General features: G+C 44.0%; 16 protein-coding genes. 13 read left to right on the top strand and 3 right to left on the bottom strand.

Annotated features, from left to right (window positions below):
* The first annotated feature begins 216 nt into the window (after positions 1 to 216).
* The 3 genes from estA to GXP75_RS16625 all read left to right on the top strand — a co-directional run bounded on the left by estA (position 217) and on the right by GXP75_RS16625 (position 3,299).
* Positions 217 to 861 carry a lipase EstA gene (estA, locus tag GXP75_RS16635; RefSeq protein ID WP_003327989.1) on the top strand — a complete coding sequence of 215 codons (645 nt, stop codon included), beginning with the start codon at positions 217 to 219 and terminating at the stop codon, positions 859 to 861.
* Positions 862 to 1,021: 160 nt separating this feature from the next.
* A complete protein-coding gene (locus tag GXP75_RS16630) occupies positions 1,022 to 2,089 on the top strand; it encodes a helix-turn-helix domain-containing protein (RefSeq protein ID WP_242557322.1) in 1,068 nt (355 codons plus the stop codon).
* A 277-nt stretch (positions 2,090 to 2,366) separates the two neighbouring features.
* Complete coding sequence (locus tag GXP75_RS16625) at positions 2,367 to 3,299, top strand: aldo/keto reductase (protein WP_214917468.1); 933 nt, start codon at positions 2,367 to 2,369, stop codon at positions 3,297 to 3,299.
* A 42-nt stretch (positions 3,300 to 3,341) separates the two neighbouring features.
* On the opposite strand, the gene GXP75_RS16620 is transcribed toward GXP75_RS16625, so the two are convergent.
* On the bottom strand, positions 3,342 to 4,409 hold the full coding sequence (locus GXP75_RS16620) for a DUF5105 domain-containing protein (RefSeq protein WP_242557321.1): 1,068 nt from the start codon (positions 4,407 to 4,409) through the stop codon (positions 3,342 to 3,344).
* Between the two features lie 346 nt (positions 4,410 to 4,755).
* Between GXP75_RS16620 and GXP75_RS16615 the strand changes: the two genes are divergently transcribed.
* The 3 genes from GXP75_RS16615 (at position 4,756) to GXP75_RS16605 (ending at position 8,182) form a co-directional block, all read left to right on the top strand.
* Positions 4,756 to 6,159: a YcdB/YcdC domain-containing protein gene (locus tag GXP75_RS16615; protein ID WP_242557320.1), complete on the top strand. Its 1,404-nt coding sequence runs from the start codon at positions 4,756 to 4,758 to the stop codon at positions 6,157 to 6,159.
* Between the two features lie 82 nt (positions 6,160 to 6,241).
* Positions 6,242 to 6,679 (top strand): Fur family transcriptional regulator, encoded by a 438-nt coding sequence (locus GXP75_RS16610; protein WP_150224342.1) that lies wholly within the window; start codon positions 6,242 to 6,244, stop codon positions 6,677 to 6,679.
* Positions 6,680 to 6,817: 138 nt separating this feature from the next.
* The gene (locus GXP75_RS16605) at positions 6,818 to 8,182 is read left to right on the top strand and encodes a YcdB/YcdC domain-containing protein (RefSeq protein ID WP_242557319.1); all 1,365 of its coding nucleotides are present in this window, start codon (positions 6,818 to 6,820) and stop codon (positions 8,180 to 8,182) included.
* A gap of 10 nt (positions 8,183 to 8,192) precedes the next feature.
* Here the strand turns inward: GXP75_RS16605 and cwlK are convergent, their stop codons facing one another.
* Positions 8,193 to 8,696 (bottom strand): peptidoglycan L-alanyl-D-glutamate endopeptidase CwlK, encoded by a 504-nt coding sequence (cwlK, locus tag GXP75_RS16600; protein ID WP_106045964.1) that lies wholly within the window; start codon positions 8,694 to 8,696, stop codon positions 8,193 to 8,195.
* Between the two features lie 120 nt (positions 8,697 to 8,816).
* Between cwlK and GXP75_RS16595 the strand changes: the two genes are divergently transcribed.
* The 6 genes from GXP75_RS16595 to GXP75_RS16570 all read left to right on the top strand — a co-directional run bounded on the left by GXP75_RS16595 (position 8,817) and on the right by GXP75_RS16570 (position 15,469).
* Positions 8,817 to 9,944, top strand: coding sequence for a response regulator aspartate phosphatase (locus GXP75_RS16595; protein WP_242557318.1), 1,128 nt, complete (start codon positions 8,817 to 8,819; stop codon positions 9,942 to 9,944).
* A 111-nt stretch (positions 9,945 to 10,055) separates the two neighbouring features.
* Positions 10,056 to 10,832: an SDR family oxidoreductase gene (locus GXP75_RS16590; RefSeq protein WP_003327998.1), complete on the top strand. Its 777-nt coding sequence runs from the start codon at positions 10,056 to 10,058 to the stop codon at positions 10,830 to 10,832.
* Positions 10,833 to 10,927: 95 nt separating this feature from the next.
* The gene (locus GXP75_RS16585) at positions 10,928 to 12,613 is read left to right on the top strand and encodes a glycoside hydrolase family 13 protein (protein WP_214917453.1); all 1,686 of its coding nucleotides are present in this window, start codon (positions 10,928 to 10,930) and stop codon (positions 12,611 to 12,613) included.
* Positions 12,614 to 12,936: 323 nt separating this feature from the next.
* The gene (locus GXP75_RS16580) at positions 12,937 to 13,917 is read left to right on the top strand and encodes a metal ABC transporter substrate-binding protein (RefSeq protein ID WP_242557317.1); all 981 of its coding nucleotides are present in this window, start codon (positions 12,937 to 12,939) and stop codon (positions 13,915 to 13,917) included.
* A 56-nt stretch (positions 13,918 to 13,973) separates the two neighbouring features.
* Positions 13,974 to 14,669, top strand: a complete 696-nt coding sequence (locus GXP75_RS16575) for a metal ABC transporter ATP-binding protein (RefSeq protein ID WP_061571046.1) — start codon at positions 13,974 to 13,976, stop codon at positions 14,667 to 14,669.
* On the top strand, positions 14,627 to 15,469 hold the full coding sequence (locus GXP75_RS16570; RefSeq protein ID WP_003328003.1) for a metal ABC transporter permease: 843 nt from the start codon (positions 14,627 to 14,629) through the stop codon (positions 15,467 to 15,469). The genes GXP75_RS16575 and GXP75_RS16570 overlap by 43 nt, the downstream gene beginning before the upstream one ends.
* A gap of 61 nt (positions 15,470 to 15,530) precedes the next feature.
* On the opposite strand, the gene GXP75_RS16565 is transcribed toward GXP75_RS16570, so the two are convergent.
* Positions 15,531 to 16,526, bottom strand: coding sequence for an LLM class flavin-dependent oxidoreductase (locus GXP75_RS16565; RefSeq protein WP_242557316.1), 996 nt, complete (start codon positions 16,524 to 16,526; stop codon positions 15,531 to 15,533).
* A 302-nt stretch (positions 16,527 to 16,828) separates the two neighbouring features.
* Between GXP75_RS16565 and GXP75_RS16560 the strand changes: the two genes are divergently transcribed.
* Positions 16,829 to 17,428: a TerD family protein gene (locus GXP75_RS16560; RefSeq protein ID WP_003328005.1), complete on the top strand. Its 600-nt coding sequence runs from the start codon at positions 16,829 to 16,831 to the stop codon at positions 17,426 to 17,428.
* The last annotated feature ends 2 nt before the right edge of the window (positions 17,429 to 17,430 follow it).

The raw sequence follows: 17,430 nt of genomic DNA, 5'->3' as shown, positions 1-17,430 counted from the left end.
TGTAAGAGGAAAAAGCTGAAAAAATTTGAGGGGCCTTCTGCCCTCAGATTTTTCCAATCAACGCATAAAAGCATAAATGCGTTGCGAAAGGTCAAATGTACTCATTTTTTAAGGGTTATTTTTTTTGTCGAAAAGAGGAAAAAATACCCTATATTTCCCTCTGTTTCTTTAATAGAATAAAGTCTGTTAAATCATTACATATTAGGGGGAAATATCATGAATGCTGTAAAATCTAAACTTTTAGCCGTATTAATGATTTGTATGCTGAGTGTCGTGTCTGTGTTTACGATCCAGCCAAACGTTTCAAAAGCTGCCTCAGAACACAATCCAGTGGTCATGGTCCATGGTATTGGCGGGGCGTCCTTTAACTTCGCGGGAATTAAATCTTACTTGGTGTCCCAAGGATGGTCGAGCAAAGACTTGTATGCAATTGATTTTTTGGATAAAACAGGGAATAACAGAAACAATGCGCCTAGATTATCATCATATGTGAAAAAAGTGCTGAGTGAAACGGGAGCGAGTAAAGTGGATATTGTCGCGCACAGCATGGGCGGCGCTAATACTCTTTACTATATTAAAAACCTGGACGGCGGAGACAAGATCGCTAACGTCGTGACTCTTGGCGGAGCGAACGGACTGGTCACAAACAGAGCGCTGCCGGGTACCGATCCGAACCAAAAGATTTTATACACATCCGTTTATAGCTCAGCTGACATGATTGTCATGAACCCGCTGTCCAGATTAATCGGAGCGAAAAATGTGCAAATTCACGGTGTCGGCCACATCGGCCTGCTTATGAACAGCAAAGTAAACGGGCTGATTAAAGAAGGCCTTAACGGCGGCGGGGAAAATACTAATTAATAGATTTAAAGCCTTGAAGAGTGCTTGCTCATCAAGGCTTTACGTATATAAGGGGATATATCGTCACTCATTTCCAAATTCTTTTTTCGCTCGAAACCAAGCCCTCGGAAGTTATTTTTGTTAAAATAGTAAAGTTACAATAGAATTCGGAGGGTTTATCGTGGGAAAAGTGAAAAGAAATGCCCCTTGCCCATGTGGCAGCGGTAAGAAATATAAAAAATGCTGCGGAAATAAGGTTGTCGATTTTCCGGCAGAAATGGCAGCAAAAGAAGCGAAACAAATTCAGGAAGACTTGATGGAGTATGCCTTTACAGTACATAGAGAAAGCATTTCAGCATTTATCAATCAGTATGACATTCTTTCAGCTATGGACAGGCAGACAAAAGACATCAGCGTGTTTAACTTAGGCATCTGGGGAATATTCTTTCACCCGCTTGCCGGCAATCAAACGATCTTTGAAGACTATCTTCAGAAAAAAGCCGATTCCATTACACGCCCGAAAACGCGTGAGCTTGTTGAATCATGGAAAAGCATGACTCCGGCTTTACTGCTGTTGAAAGAAATGGACGAGACAGTCATTCAGTTTGAAGACGTCGTGACGAAAAAGCAATTTAATGTCGAGATGGACGTGAAAAAGCAAGAGCTTCCGCCGCTTGGAAGCCTGATTTTAGGCTATCCGATTCACGAGGCGGAAAAAGCTGAATTCTTCATGCAGTTTACTATCTTCCCGGCAAAGAGAACAGACGCTTTGATCAGCAAAGTGATGAAGATTGCAGATCCTGCTTTGCAAAAAGGCAAAACGCCGGAAAGCTTTATGAAAGAAGACTTCCAACAAGTTCTTTTTGCGTTGTTAGGCGAAGAAGAGAAACAGCCGGCTGCTGAAGAAGAAAGCATAGAGTGGGCAAACGACTTGGAGAAGGAAACAGCCCTTGCCATCGAAAAAGGAATGAGCGGAGAAGAATATCCGGACAAGCTGATTCCGGCAGTCATCGGCCTGTGGAAAACCTTCTGTGAGAAAAAAGAGCCTGTTATCAGAAAGCCTGAAGCTTTTGCTGCGGCGGTCGAGTATTATGTGAATTCCATTTCTCTAAACGGCACTTCCCTTTCACAAGCCAAATTGGCGAAGAAATACGGTGTAAGCGCATCGACCATTTCCAGCCGCTATAAAGAAATTGAAAGTGTGTTAAAGAGCGAAGCGGACAGCTTTGCAGCAGCAATGACATCATAACAGCAGATAAAAACCTTGAGAAGCCGCGGCTTCTCAAGGTTTTTTCTTTTGAAACGGTATTTTAATTTCTAAATGAAAGATCTTTCTGAAAGACAAATGGGTGCTGCCAAAAATAAGTCAAAAAAAGGAGAAATAAGCTTTCTCCTTTTTTTGTATGCTGAAAAAAGCAGGAAAATAAATTTAGCTTATCTAATAGTAGAACGTGACGCAAATTTATTTTTATGAAAACCCAAATAGGGAAATGGCAAAATATATCGTTTCGGAAGGAGAATGAACAATGGATCAAACTCGTACTCTTGGCAAAACAGATTTACAGGTGAAACGAATCGGTTTTGGAGCTAACGCGGTCGGAGGACATAATCTATTTCCGAATTTGAATGATGAGACTGGCAGGGACTTGGTTCGCACTGCTTTAGACGGCGGCGTGAATTTTATCGATACCGCCTTTATATATGGATTGGGCCGTTCTGAGGAAATAATCGGAGAGATTGTAAGCGAGAGAGGCGGACGGGACCAGCTGGTTATCGCTTCTAAGGGAGCGCATAAGGAGGTCAACGGAGACATTGAGTTAGACAACAGCCGGGAATTTCTCCGCGGCGAAGTTGAAAAAAGCTTGAAGCGCCTGAAAACGGATTATATTGATCTGTACTACGTTCATTTCCCGGATGGCAAAACGCCTCTGGCTGAGGTGGCGGGAACGCTGAAGGAATTGAAGGACGAAGGCAAAATTAAAGCGATCGGCGCTTCTAACCTTGATTTTAAACAATTGCAGGAGTTTAACGCAGACGGGTATTTAGAGGTTCTTCAATCCGAGTACTCTTTAATTCACCGTGATGCTGAGAAAGACTTGCTCCCTTATTGTGAAGAGCAGGGCATTTCATTTATCCCGTATTTCCCGCTCGCATCAGGGCTGTTAACAGGAAAGTTCACTAAGGATGCGACTTTTGACGACATCAGAAAAGACAATCCGCAGTTCCAGGGAGAAACATTTATTAAGAATTTGGAGAAGGTAGACAAGCTGAAAGCCATTGCCGAAGATAAGCAGGCAGAGACGGCTCACCTCGCTCTTGCATGGCTCTTAACGAGACCTGCAATTGATGCCATCATTCCAGGCGCCAAACGTCCTGATCAGCTAAAAAACAACCTGAGAACGCTCGATATTCAATTAACGGATGATGAAGCTGAATATATCAGCGCCATATTTAAGTAAAATAACAAGAGGAAATAGCGGCTGCTATTTCCTCTTACCTTATTATTCTTTAATGAAAGCTGATGCGAATTCAGATGCTCTGTAATCATTCTGGTCAAGCTGCCATTGGTCAATATCGTTTTTCTTCATTTTGACTTCTACTGTTTCTTCAGTTGACGCAGGACCGAGCTTTTTGAATTCGTCCGGATATACGTTTAGGGCGTATTTGACTGCATCTTCATAGCTTGAACCAGAGTTCTTGCTATAGTAATCTTCCACCCGGTCTTTGATACGGTCGGAAAGAGAGGATGCGTCAACGGGCTTAATCGTGGCTTCCACAATCGCTTCGTCTCCTGTGATGGATTTTGTTTTCGTCTGAATGGCAGATTTTTCGCTTAACGTTGATGTAATGGCACCAAGTATTTTATCAAGTGTTTTATCATCTGCGTATTGGCTGGAAAGACCGGAAGCAGATACATAGCTTTCCTTTGCCGCTTTGTTAAATTCGTTTACCACTTTGTTTTTGTTATCGCCCGTAATTTTTTCGAAATCTTTGTTATCCTTTCCGAATAACAGGATATCCACATACGCAGACAGCGCCTTTGCCGGGTTTTGAAGCTGGTCGGCGGTAGCAAGGATTTTTTTGCTGCTTCCATCAATTTTAAATGTTAACGATTTTTCCTTTTTATCGCTGCCGCTGCTTGGCGGATTATAGACAAGCTCATATTTTTTGCCTTTGTCTACTACATAGAACAGGCTGCCTTTGATTGCTTTATCAGGATTCAAAGAACTGCTCTGGAGGCGTTCATTATAATCGTCAGGTGTAGACTCTGAAGACTTTGTGTCCCCTTGGTATAAGGTGAAATCATTGCTGTTGACATATAAAATGTCTTTCCCTGTGTTTTTCACAGAAACGTTTACTTTTAATACGAGCTGATCTTTTGAAGCAGAGTTGTCATATTGCGGCGGAAGCGTGTACTCGGTACTATCAATCTTTACTTCAGCCGTATCTGATTTCTTCTCAGAATCTGAGTTTTTCTTTTCCCCATTCGCTTTACTTCCTGAACAAGCTGCTGTAAAAAGCGTCAGGATCAGTATAAGGAAAACAGTATACGTTTTTTTCTTGAACATTTGATTTCCCCCTCAATTCATTTACGGATGGGACGCGGCTTTTGTCTTAGAGAAATGGATCTTTTTGAATGGCTTTTGATTCATACGCAAAAATCAGTTCTTTTCTCATGGTTTTGTATGCCGGTTTTGGAAAATTCGGCCCTCCATCACGATAGATTACCTATAAAAATGTTACAACGTGTTTAATTTTAAGATTATTAGCTTTTATATTGAATAGGTTCATCCTACTATTTTTGGTGAAAAATGTTCTGGATGTACTGCCAATTATGGAAATCGTGTGAGTATTAGACTAGAACTTTTAGATTATTTTGAAATGGGTCTCATTTCATGACTTGGCAAATGATGAATGAAAGGAAGTGATCGTTTGGAGAAAGAGGAGTTAAAAGAAAGAGCCCGGCAGATCGGAAATGCACCGAAACATTTCCGGCTGAACATTGAAGATTATGGAGAAGACGTTGAAGAAAACAGGGCTTATTTTTGTTGGGGTAAGCCTGATGATGAAGATGAAGCTGTCTTCGTTGAACTTGGCATGGATGGTCAGCTTGAAGCGCTTGGCCGCTATGTCGCCGATCCAGAAGAGAATACGCTGTCTGATGAGATTTTGTTTGAAAAAATGCTTCAGTTTACAGAAACTCATTATCCCGGTGCTTCGTCGCAATTTGTGCTGCAAGAACAAGATGAGGCAGAAAATGGAAAAGTGAGATTCTCCTATATTCAGATGGCGGACGGACTTCCGATTCCCATGACCGGATGGTACGCGGATGTATCCTTGGCGGGGGAGATAGTCAATTTCCGTTACTACGGGCACGCGGAGGCTCTTATCAAGCCGGAACACATTGCGGATGAACAAACGGCTCTGGCCTATTATGTAAAGGATATTAATTTCAATCTCATGTTTACCGTTCTTCATAGCTCGGTATATGAGTCCGGAGATGATAAGCCTCATTTGGTATATGAGCCTTATTTAAGGCCGTTACCCGCTGATTTATCAGAATATCCAACGGAATATAAGGACGGAGAAATTGAATCAGAAAGCTTCCCGCTGCCCCTTTTCGAGGGTGTTACGGAAATAGCTGATATCAATAGCATGATCGGTTGGCATGATGGTTTAACAAAAGTACGGGAAGCAGATATGGGGGACGGAACGATCGGCGAAGTTTGGCGCGAGGGCCCCGCTCCGGAGCTAAAAGACAAAAGCATGAAAAGCTGGTTTGAAGGGAGGATGGAAAAGGTAATGAAAATGATCCGTCACAAAGAAACCGGGAAATTGGCTGGAGTCATGTCTTTTATGGACAAAAAAGGGCCGCTCCATTTGTCCCGTGCGGAATGTGAGAAAAGGGCGCTCCGGTTTCTGTTCACCCTATTTCCCAATGCTGAGCGATGTTTTCAAATAAAATATGATGAACCGGAGGATGCGGAAACGATAGTCGGGTTTACATTTGAAGCAGTCTGCAACGGTGTCCCGCTGAGATTCGGTTATTCAAGGATCTGCGTGAACCGTACAACGGGCCAAGTCACTACATATATGGCGCCGGATATTGACCCTGAAACATTACAATCTATCGACCCCGTTCCTTCGGTTTCAATAGAAAAGGCCAGATCCATTTTTCTCGATGCGCTCAACGTGAAGCTGGCTTGGGATAAGCAATACGGCGATGATGCCAGCATGAGCTACCAGCTTGTGTATCAGCCGGTTTTTCCGAGCTTTATTGAAGCTCATAGCGGAAAAGTTATAAGAAGTGTCATCTGAAAAATCTGACTTGATCCTGCGATGAACGTATCACATCAAGTCGGGCAAAGAGCAGTTGATGTAAAAAAGAGGTGTTAGAAGAATGTCTGAGCTGAAACAAGAAACTTTAGAGCAATTAAAAGCGAAAGGAATACGGATTACGCCCCAGAGACTCGCAATCTATCATGATTTATTGGTCAAAAGACACCACCCGACCGCGGATGACATCTATCAATCACTGAAGACTGAATTTCCGGCAGTCAGTACAGCGACCGTGTATAATACACTCCGCTATTTCAAAAAAGAAGGCCTGATAAGGGAGATGGGCTTTGGAGACCTTGTCCGTTTTGATTTAGCCGAAGACGAGCATTATCACGTCATATGTGAAACGTGCGGAAAGATCGTTGATTTTCATTATCCTTACTTGCATGAGGTTGAGGAATTTGCCGCGCAAATGACAGGGTTTAAAGTCATGCATCACCGTCTGGAGTTTTACGGAATGTGTGAGGATTGTCACATGAAAGAGAAGGACGGGCAGTAAACCGTATCTCATCTCTTCGTATGGTAAAAAATTTAACAAGAGAAAGGGACCTTTCTTCACTGTAAAGAAGAAAGGTCTTTTTATATAATAAAATTCGGTTCTCTCTGCCGTTAACTCTTTTGTGAAAGGATGACTTCATTGGTAAAAGAACAGCTGAAAAAGAAGGCGATGGAGATCGGAAATGTGCCGCCCCATTACGAACTTGAAATAGAGGATTATGACGAAAGGCAAAAAAAGAAGGCTAAAGCCTATTTTATTTGGAAAGACCCCGAACTTACAGAAAAGAAAATTTCGGTCGAGCTGGGGATGGACGGTTCTTTGCTCAAATACTCAACTACTGCCTCTCCCATGCCAGATAAGAGGCTTTCGGACGCTGAGCTGAAGCTGACGGCTCTTCAATTTGCGGCCGGCCATCATCCGGAAACTTTTATGTGTTTTCATTTTCAAGCAAAAGAAGAACGGAAACATCATGTCCGTTTTATTTATATAAAAAAAGTGCTGGAGCTGCCTCTCCCCAATTCAGGCTTTCTGATTGATATCAGCCGCAGCGGACGCGTCGTCAGCTTTTTATACTACGGAGGAGAAGGAAGAGCCGACATTCCCGAAGAGTTTGTGGAGAAAGAGAAGGTCATTTCTCATTATGTAAATACGCTGTCTTTCAAGCTGGTGTATGATGTCATCGATAATGAAAAGGCGCCTCGTCTTGTATATGAACCGATCATGCCCGGCTATAGCTATCCAGCCGATGTAAGTGCAATTGTCCCGGACCAGAATCTCTCCGATGAAAGGACGGAACAAGGAGCGCCCTTGCCTCTTTTGGAGAAAAGCGGGCAAGAACCTGATATCTATCAGATGATGGGTTTTACCAATGACATGAAAAAAGTCGGTGAACGGGACTTTGGGGACGTATACGGTACCACATGGCGCAAAGGAGAAGCACCGGAGCGGAAGGATTTAAGCATTGGAAGCTACTTTGAAAGCCGCAACCAAAACACGATGAAAATGAAAACGGATAAAAAAACAGGGAATATAACAGCCTTTATTTCATTTGTAGAACAACAGGGCGACATCAAGTATTCGAAAGAAGAATGCGAGACAATAGCGCTCCGATTTTTGTATGCGCTCTTTCCGCGAGCCAGGGAGTTTTTCAGAGTCAACCCATCCAGAACAGACGAGAAAGGCAGGATTCGAAACCATTTTTCGGTTTGGTATAAAGATGTCCCTTTACGTTTTGGAGCGGCCCGCATCATCGTCAATCGGGAGACTGGCCATGTTGACGCGTATATGGCGCCGGATATTGACCCGGAAGTATTGGAAAAAATCAAGCATCGGCCGGACGTGCCTGCTGAAGAAGCCAGAGCGGCATTTTTGTCTGCGTTCGATTTGAAGCTGGAGTGGCAGCCCGATTTCTCCCCTCACAGTGAGTATGATTATAAGCTCGTATATACCCCGGTGTACCCATCATATATTGACGCACACAAAAGGCGAAAGAAACGGCTCTAGTTCCGCCTGGTTAATCAGGAATCATTTGCAGATGAGGGTAGTCCTTGAAACGCTTCCAGTCGCCGCCCCATTCAAATCCGAGTTTTTTGGCAATGGCCACAACTTCCAGCCAATCCGACGTTCCGTTTTGGTTGCCGTCATATTCTATATCCCATAAGAGACTGCCGTTTTTTTGCTGAAGGGCAAAATCAATGGCAAGCCCATAGTTATGATAGGATTCGCCGCCCTTTGCATAAGTAACAATATTCCCCTTTTTGGACCGTCCCTGTTTATACAATTCGTTTTGCTCCTCGATTGACCTGAATCCTTCCGTGATTACAATGGAGATGCCTTTTTTCTCAGCCGCCGCCTTTAGAATTTCCGTGTTTTGTTTGACGATCGGATGCAGGTCTTCCGGGATCGGCCTGTCCTTTAATGCCTGCTTTGGCAGCCAATCATGCTGTACATACGTCATACATAGATGCAGCGCTAATAGAATGAATAAAATCATCAGTATTCTTGCGGACAATCTCATGTTGGGTCACTCTTTCTAAGGATGTGCTGAACATTCTGTTTTAGGTAATTCGCACTCTCTAAAAAATCATAGCTATGATAAAATATAACATAAATAGTAGCAGGAGGAAGGGGGCAGATGATGAAATCAAAGATTCCATCCGAAGAAGTTGCAGTAAAACTAAACGAATGGTACAAGCTCATTCGCGCGTTTAAAGCAGACGAAGCAGATCAATTAAAGCGAGAGATCGAGCGCGAATTAAAAGACATGGAAGAAAATCAGGACTTACTATTATATTTTTCTTTGATGGAATTCCGGCACCGGATTATGCTGGACAAACTGAAGCCTGTAAAAGACAGCGGCAGCCAGCCTCCATTCTCTGAAATGCTGAACGACATTGAAATGAATCAGCAAAAACTGACGGGATTATTGGAATATTATTTCTATTATTTCCGCGGAATGTATGAATTTAAGCAAAAGAATTTCATTTCGGCAATCTCTCATTATAAGCAGGCGGAGGAAAAGCTGGAGTACGTTGAAGATGATATTGAAAAAGCTGAATTCCTGTTTAAAGTCGCCGAGGTTTATTATCATATGAAGCAAACGTATTTTTCGATGAGTTATGCGAGTCAGGCGCTTGATATTTATACGAAATATGAGTTATATGGAACGAGAAGAGTGCAATGCGAATTTGTCATTGCGGGGAACTTGACGGATGTTTATCATCACGAGAAGGCGATGGAACACCTTCGAAGCGCGTTGCACCACGCACAGCTGCTTGAGGAAGATTATATGATAGCGGCGGCCCATTATAATTTAGGGCATTGTATGTACAGCTTGGGTGACTTTTCCAAGGCGGCGGGCTATTTTGAAAAAGCGGCCGCCATTTTTGAGGAGCACAACTTTCAGCAGGTCATTCAAGCCATTTTTTCGCTGACCCATATCTATTTTAAAGAAGAAAAATACAGTAAAGCAAAAGAGTCCTATCACCGCGGAATGAAAAGCGCTTCAGAGTGGAGAGATGACATTTACGAGACGAAATTCCGTCTTCTGAATGAGCTTTATTTCGAAAAAGGTGATCAGGCAGTGCTTGATGCGCTTTTTGATAAACTGGAATCGAAACAGCTTTTAGCAGATACTGAGGAATTAGTGCTTGATGCAGCTGATTACTTTAATAAAAAGGAAAATTATCAGTCAGCGGCTTATTTTTACCGCAAGCTTGCACATATTAAAAAACGCTTGCAGAGCAGCGACTGTTACAATGTATAAAGAGTGCGGAGAAACCCCGGTTTTTCCGCGCTCTTTTTTTGTCCTGTTTTCTTAGACGGCAAAACGGGTATTTTGTCAGTAATCGAAACAGAGTCTAAGGGGGCAGAAAACATGTATGAAGATTTACAAGGAAAAACAGCGATCGTGACAGGATCATCAAAAGGAATAGGAAAAGCCATTGCCGAACGCTTCGGAAAGGAAAAAATGAACGTTGTTGTGAATTATCACAGCGACCCGAGCGGAGCGGAGGAAACAATTGAAACGATCAAGCAAAACGGCGGCCAAGCTGTAGCGGTTGAGGCTGATGTGTCCTCGGAAGCAGGAATTGAGGCTTTGATGGATACGGCCTTACAACAGTTTGGCACACTCGATGTGATGGTCAATAATTCAGGTTTTAACGGCGCTGAAGCAATGCCGCACGAAATGAGTCTGGAAGATTGGCAAAAGGTGATTGATGTGAATGTAACAGGAACCTTTATGGGGGCAAAGGCGGCGCTGAAGCACATGATGAAGCACAACATCAAAGGAAATGTATTAAACATCTCCAGCGTCCATCAGCAAATTCCGCGTCCGCTGAATGTACAATATTCCACATCCAAAGGCGGCATGAAGCTCATGACAGAAACGTTAGCGCTGAACTATGCTGACAAGGGCATTCGAGTCAATGCTCTGGCGCCGGGAACGATCGCAACGGAATCAAACGATGATCTTCAAGAGGAAGAACATAAACAAGTACAGCTGAAAAAAATTCCGATGAAAACATTCGGCAAACCCGAAGAAGTCGCCGCCGCAGCAGCATGGCTCGTATCAGAGGAGGCAAGCTACGTGACCGGCACCACACTCTTTGTAGACGGCGGCATGACGCTGTATCCGTCTCAGTTGGAATAGAAGAACAGAGAGAAAGGGAAGGGAAGCCTTCTCTTTTTTGTTTGATTTCTTTCAAAATAAGGAAATAAACAATAAAAAAACAGGGGGATGCTGACATGAAGAAGGATTGGTGGAAGGACTCTGTCGTTTATCAAGTGTATCCGAGAAGCTTTCAAGATAGCAACGGTGACGGAATCGGAGATTTGCAGGGGATTATTTCCCGGCTTGATTATATCAAACAGCTAGGTGCTGATGTCATTTGGGTTTGCCCGATTTATCCTTCTCCGAACGTCGATTACGGATATGATGTCACAGACCATAAAACGGTGATGGAATCGTATGGGACAATGGAAGATTTTCATGAGCTTCTGGAAGAGGTACATAAACGGGGCTTAAAGCTTGTGATGGATTTTGTGTTAAATCATACGTCTACTGAGCATGCGTGGTTTAAAGAGGCGGAACTAGACAAAACGAGCAAATACCGCAGCTTCTATTTTTGGCGCCCGGGCACAAAACATGGGCCGCCGACAGATTGGCAGTCTGATTATGGGCAGTCAGTCTGGCAGTACGAGGAGCACACGGGTGAGTATTATCTGCATATGAACGCAGTGAAACAGGCGGATTTGAACTGGGAAAACGAAGACGTACGTCAGGCTGTGTATGAAATGATGAGATTCTGGCTTGATAAAGGGGTGGACGGCCTGCGGATTGATCAGCTTCATCTCATATCAAAAAAAGAATATCTTCCGTCATACGAGGATTACGTTCAGTGCAAGGCTGAACCGAAGCCCTTTCAGCCAAACGGCGGGCGGATTCATGATTACCTGACAGAAATGACCGAAGAGGTATTTTCTCACTATGATGTGATGTCTGTCGGAGAGGCAGGAACCGTGACACCCGAGGAAGGTTTAAGATACACGGGAACTGATGAGCATGAATTAAATATGATCTTCCATTTTCAGCATATGGAGCTTGACCAGCAGCCGGGAAAGGAACATTGGGATCTCAAGCCCCTTGAGCTTTCTGACTTGAAATCCGTCTTGACACAATGGCAAAAGAAGCTTGAGAACAAGGGCTGGAACACGCTGTTTTGGTGCAACCATGACCAGCCGCGAATTGTCTCCCGTTTTGGCGATGAGGGGAAATACCGCAAAGAATCCGCGAAGATGCTTGCCTCCGTGCTCTATTTGATGAAAGGAACGCCGTATATTTATCAGGGAGAAGAGCTTGGGATGACGAATGCGCCGTTTACCCGGATTGAAGACTATAAAGATATTCAAACGGTCAATATGTATCATAAACGCGTGTATGAAAAAGGCTATGATCCAAAAGAGGTGATGACATCCATTTTGGCAAAAAGCCGCGACCACGCCCGGACGCCGATGCAGTGGAATGACGGGAAGCATGCGGGCTTTACGGACGGCACGCCGTGGCTGAAAGTGAATCCTAACTATACATCCATCAATGCCGCCGAAGCACTGGCTGATCCCGATTCCATCTTATTCTATTACAAAAAGCTGATCAGCTTGCGAAAACAGTACGCGGACCTTATGAAAGGCAGCTATGACTTGCTTCTGCCGGACGATCCGCAGCTGTTTGTGTATATCAGGCAGACAGACACCCGGCAGCTGCTGGTCATTAACAATTTCTCTGACAAAGAAGCCATATTCCAATGGCCGGACGAGCTGGAACGGGAAACGGCACAGCTTCTTCTCAGCAACTATGATGACGGCAGAGAAGCTCTTCCATCCATAGAATTAAAACCGTTTGAAAGCAGGGTGTATCTATTAAAAAGGGATTGAGTCAGATCTCAATCCTCTTCGCCGCAAACCTGTTACGGGCAAACAGCCTCTGGTTTTCCAGACCGAATTCGGGCATATGCCCGCAGGCCCCACATATGTTTCATAATGGCGGCTGGCTTTGGAGTCAGCCGCCATTAAACAAGCAGGCGGTCTGTGCCGTCTGTTTTTTAAACGAATAAATTTATAAATTATCCTTGCAAAACGTAATTACTTCGTTTTATTATTATAAAGGATGCAAAACAAATATCTCAGTTTATTTTCAAAATCGTTATCATTTTGATTTACAGAATCATAAAGTCATTTTAAAAAAAGAGGGGATTACTATGCGTAAGAAATGGAGCGGCCTGTTTATGATCGCAGCATGCTTTTTGTTAGTCGCGGCATGCGGCAATTCATCATCTAAAGGATCATCGGGGTCATCTGAAAAGAAAAACGGCAAATTGCAAGTTGTCACTACTTTCTATCCAATGTATGAATTTACGAAACAAATCGTAAAAGACAAAGGCGATGTGGATCTTTTGATACCGTCTTCTGTTGAGCCTCATGATTGGGAGCCGACACCGAAGGACATTGCCAATATTCAAAACGCAGATCTGTTTGTTTACAACAGCAAGTACATGGAAACATGGGTGCCGTCTGCTGAGAAAAGCATGGACAAAGACCACGCCACATTCGTTAATGCCAGCAAAGGCATTGATCTGATGGAAGGTTCTCATGAAGAGGAAGAAGAGCATGAGCACGGGGATGAAGAGGAACACGAACACGAGCACAGCCATGAAATGGACCCTCACGTATGGCTCAGCCCGGTTCTTGCACAAAAAGAAGTTGAAAATATCACTGCACAAATTGTAAAACAGGACCCGGATAACAAAGAATATTATGAGAAAAATAGTAAAGAATATATTGCAAAACTGAAAGATCTTGATAAACTATATCGTACAACAGTAAAAAAAGCTTCGAAAAAAGAATTTATCACACAGCATTCGGCTTTCAGCTATTTGGCAAAAGAATACGGTCTGACACAAGTTCCGATCTCCGGTCTTTCACCTGATCAAGAGCCAAGTGCGGCCAATTTAGCTAAACTCAAAACGTTTGCAAAAAAACACAATGTGAAAATCATTTATTTTGAAGAAGTCGCATCATCAAAAGTTGCCGATACTCTTGCCGGTGAAATTGGCGCGAAAACAGAAGTGCTCAATACACTGGAAGGTTTAAGTAAAGAAGAACAGGATAAAGGCACAGGTTACATCGAGATCATGGAGAAAAACCTGGATGCCCTTAAAGATTCACTATTGGATAAATAAAGATAGTGTGCGCCGCAGGGTGCACACTATTTCTTTGTGAGAAAGGAAGAGCATACATGAATCTCGTCTCATTGAAAGATATCGTGTTCGGTTATTCACATACGCCCGTACTCGATAAGGTTTCGCTGGAGATCGAAAGCGGTGAGTTTGTCGGAATCACCGGACCGAACGGAGCGGCGAAATCAACGCTCATCAAAGTCATGCTCGGCATGCTGAAGCCGTGGGAAGGAACTGTAACCCTCAGTAAAAAGAATGAAGCGGGCAAGCGCCTAACCGTCGGCTACGTGCCTCAGCAAATCTCTTCATTTAATGCGGGATTTCCAAGCACCGTGCTTGAACTGGTGCAGTCCGGCCGATATACAAAAGGGAAATGGTTCAAGCGGCTGAGTGAAGAAGATCATGAAGAAGTGGAAAAAGCCCTGAAAATGGTTGAAATGTGGGACCTGCGCCATCGCAAAATCGGTGATTTATCAGGCGGGCAGAAGCAGAAAATCTGTATTGCCAGAGTGCTGGCGAGCAACCCTGATCTGCTGATGTTGGACGAACCGACAACTGCGGTCGATTATGAAAGCAGACAAGGTTTTTACGAGTTTATGCACCACCAAGTGAAAAACCACAATCGAACGGTTGTGATGGTGACGCATGAGCAAAATGAAGTTCAGCAGTACTTAGACAAAGTGATACGTTTGGAAAGGGGGGAAAAAGGCGGATGGAAATGTTTGACTTGGAATTCATGCGACGAGCTTTTTTAGCCGGAAGCATGATCGGAATTATCGCGCCGATATTAGGCGTTTATCTTGTACTTAGAAGACAGGCGTTAATGGCGGACACGCTTTCGCATATTTCACTGTCAGGGGTTGCCATCGGCTTTTTCCTGAACACCAATATCACCGCGGCCAGCATCATCGTCGTCACGGCGGGCGCGGTCGGTATTGAATACATGCGGCGTGCTTACCGCACCTATTCAGAGGTGTCCATCGCTATTTTGATGGCTGCGGGATTATCGTTTGCGATGTTTTTAATCAGCCTGTCAAAAGGCGGCACGACGATGAGCATAGACCAATATTTGTTTGGTTCGCTCGTAACGGTGAACCAGCAGCAGGTCTATATTATCGGCGGAGTCACACTGCTGATTTTACTTTACTTCATTATCTTAAACAGACCGCTCTATTTGCTTACGTTTGATGAAGCGACGGCAAAAACGTCAGGGATTAATACAAATATGCTGTCCATGTCATTTAGCATTGTGACGGGTCTTGCGATTTCAGTCATTATCCCGATTATCGGCGTTTTGCTTGTATCAGCCCTGCTCGTATTGCCGGCCGCTTTTGCGATCAGACTTGCAAAGGGTTTTAAAATGGTCTTTACCGCGGCAATCTTGATTTCTTTATTTAGTGTGTTCATGGGCCTTACGTCCTCCTATCAGCTGGGGACACCGCCGGGCCCGTCCATCACGCTGCTTCTGATCGCCCTGTTGATCATCGGATTTTTGCTTCAGGCAATATGGAATTTCATCAAGAAGGAAACAGAACGGAAAAAACATCGCCGTTAAGGCTTGTCAGCAGTTTTTTGAGATATGCGAAAAACTGCTGATCTGCTCTTAACGGCGTTTTTTATAAAAATAATGCTGCAAGCCGCTCGTAGGATTGTTTTTTAGCTTCAAAGTCATATATGTTGCAAAGGACCATCAGTTCCTCTGTGTCATAGCGGCCGGCAAGCTCCGTCAGCTGCTGCTTGACTGAGCCTGGAGAACCGATAACCATACGCTTGCGGTTTTCTGCTATTTGTTTTTTATCTGAAGCGGTATAGGTGTATGATCGGGCTTCCTCAATGCTCGGCACGCGGCTGTCCAAGCCTTTTCCCACACGGAGAAGCCACAAGTCTTGGCTCAAGGCAAGCTCCTCCGCCTCTTCATCTGTTCGAGAGCACACCACAAAAATGGTGCATAGCGCGGCCGGGGATGAAAAGTGGGCGGAAGCCTTAAAGCTGTCCCGGTACACGCGAAACGCATTCTCACCGCGTTCAGGGTTGATAAAATGGCCGAAAACATACCCGATACCGAGCTGGCCTGCGCGTCTTGCGCTGTTTTCTCCAAGTCCGAGTACCCAGAGTTCAGGGGCCGTATCAATAAGGGGCGCTGTTTTGATGCCCGCGTAATCATGGCCCGCGGGCAGCGAATCTGTCAGGAAATAGGACAAGTCCTGAAGCTGCCGATTAAAATCAGTCAAACTTTTTTTGACGCCATCTGTTAACGCGAGCCGTGTTTTTGTCGTACCGCCGGGCGAACGTCCGACTCCGAGGTCAATCCGGTTCGGATAGAGCGCTTCAAGCTGGCGGAATGTTTCGGCCACTTTATAGGGACTGTACTGCGGCAGAAGAACGCCGCCGGAACCGACACGGATTGTCGTTGTATGTGCGGCAATATGAGCGATCATAATTTCCGGCGCAGTGCTTGCCAATCCTTTCGTGCTGTGATGCTCTGCGAACCAGTAACGTTTATAGCCCCACAGTTCACTAAGCTTTGCAAGTTCAACCGAATGCTGAAGGGTCGTAACAGGGCTGTCCCCTTTGGAAACAGGAGCCTGATCAAGAATACTCAATTCAATCAATAGGCCGCTTCCTTTCTATGTTAGGATCTGTCACAAGAATAGGAAAAATAGCTCTCTGGAGTCAAATGCTTTGTTTGACAGGCTTTTTTAAATCATGAACCTTATGATTTGCAAATAACGCTCAATTATGGGAGATTTTTTTCGAGGATTTTCGCCAATTATTCTTAACTTTTATGAAACTTTGATATAATAAAAAACGTATATATAAATAATTTACGACATTTCCATCTTAGCATTTGTCGAATTTACAGGTGAAAAAAGATGTGACTATATTCACATTTTGATGATTAGGAGTGAATCATGTGGCAATTTCTTTAGAAAAAGGTCAGCGGATTGATTTAACAAAAGGTAAAGCGGGGCTTTCCAAATTATTGATCGGACTCGGCTGGGACCCTGTATCAGCCGGCGGCGGGTTTCTCGGCAAACTGTTCGGAGGCGGCGGAGCGAATATTGATTGTGACGCTTCCGTTCTGATGCTGGACAATGATAAGTTTACAGAGAAGAAAAACTTAATTTACTTCGGACATTTAAAAAGCAGCTGCGGAAGTGTGAAGCACACAGGTGATAACCTGACGGGTGACGGCGAAGGCGATGACGAGCAAATTCTCGTCGATTTGACAAAAGTGCCTTCTCACATTAATAAGCTGGTATTCGTTGTAAATATTTATGATTGTGTCAGAAGAAAACAAGATTTCGGCATGATCCAAAATGCGTTTATCCGTGTTGTTGATCAATCAAAAAATGAAGAACTGGTCAAATACAACTTAAAAGAAAACTATTCAGGGAAAACAAGCCTGATTGCGGCCGAAATTTACCGTCAGGGCAGCGAGTGGAAATTCGCGGCTGTCGGCGAAGGCACAAACGATACTAGATTAGAAGAATTGATCAGACGGTACGCATAATT

This window comes from Bacillus sp. HU-1818, from assembly GCF_022695965.1.
GTDB classification, from domain to species: Bacteria; Bacillota; Bacilli; order Bacillales; family Bacillaceae; genus Bacillus; species Bacillus atrophaeus.
The sequence above is the reverse complement of the archived record's forward strand: the minus strand, read 5'-3'. Positions and strand labels throughout refer to the sequence as shown.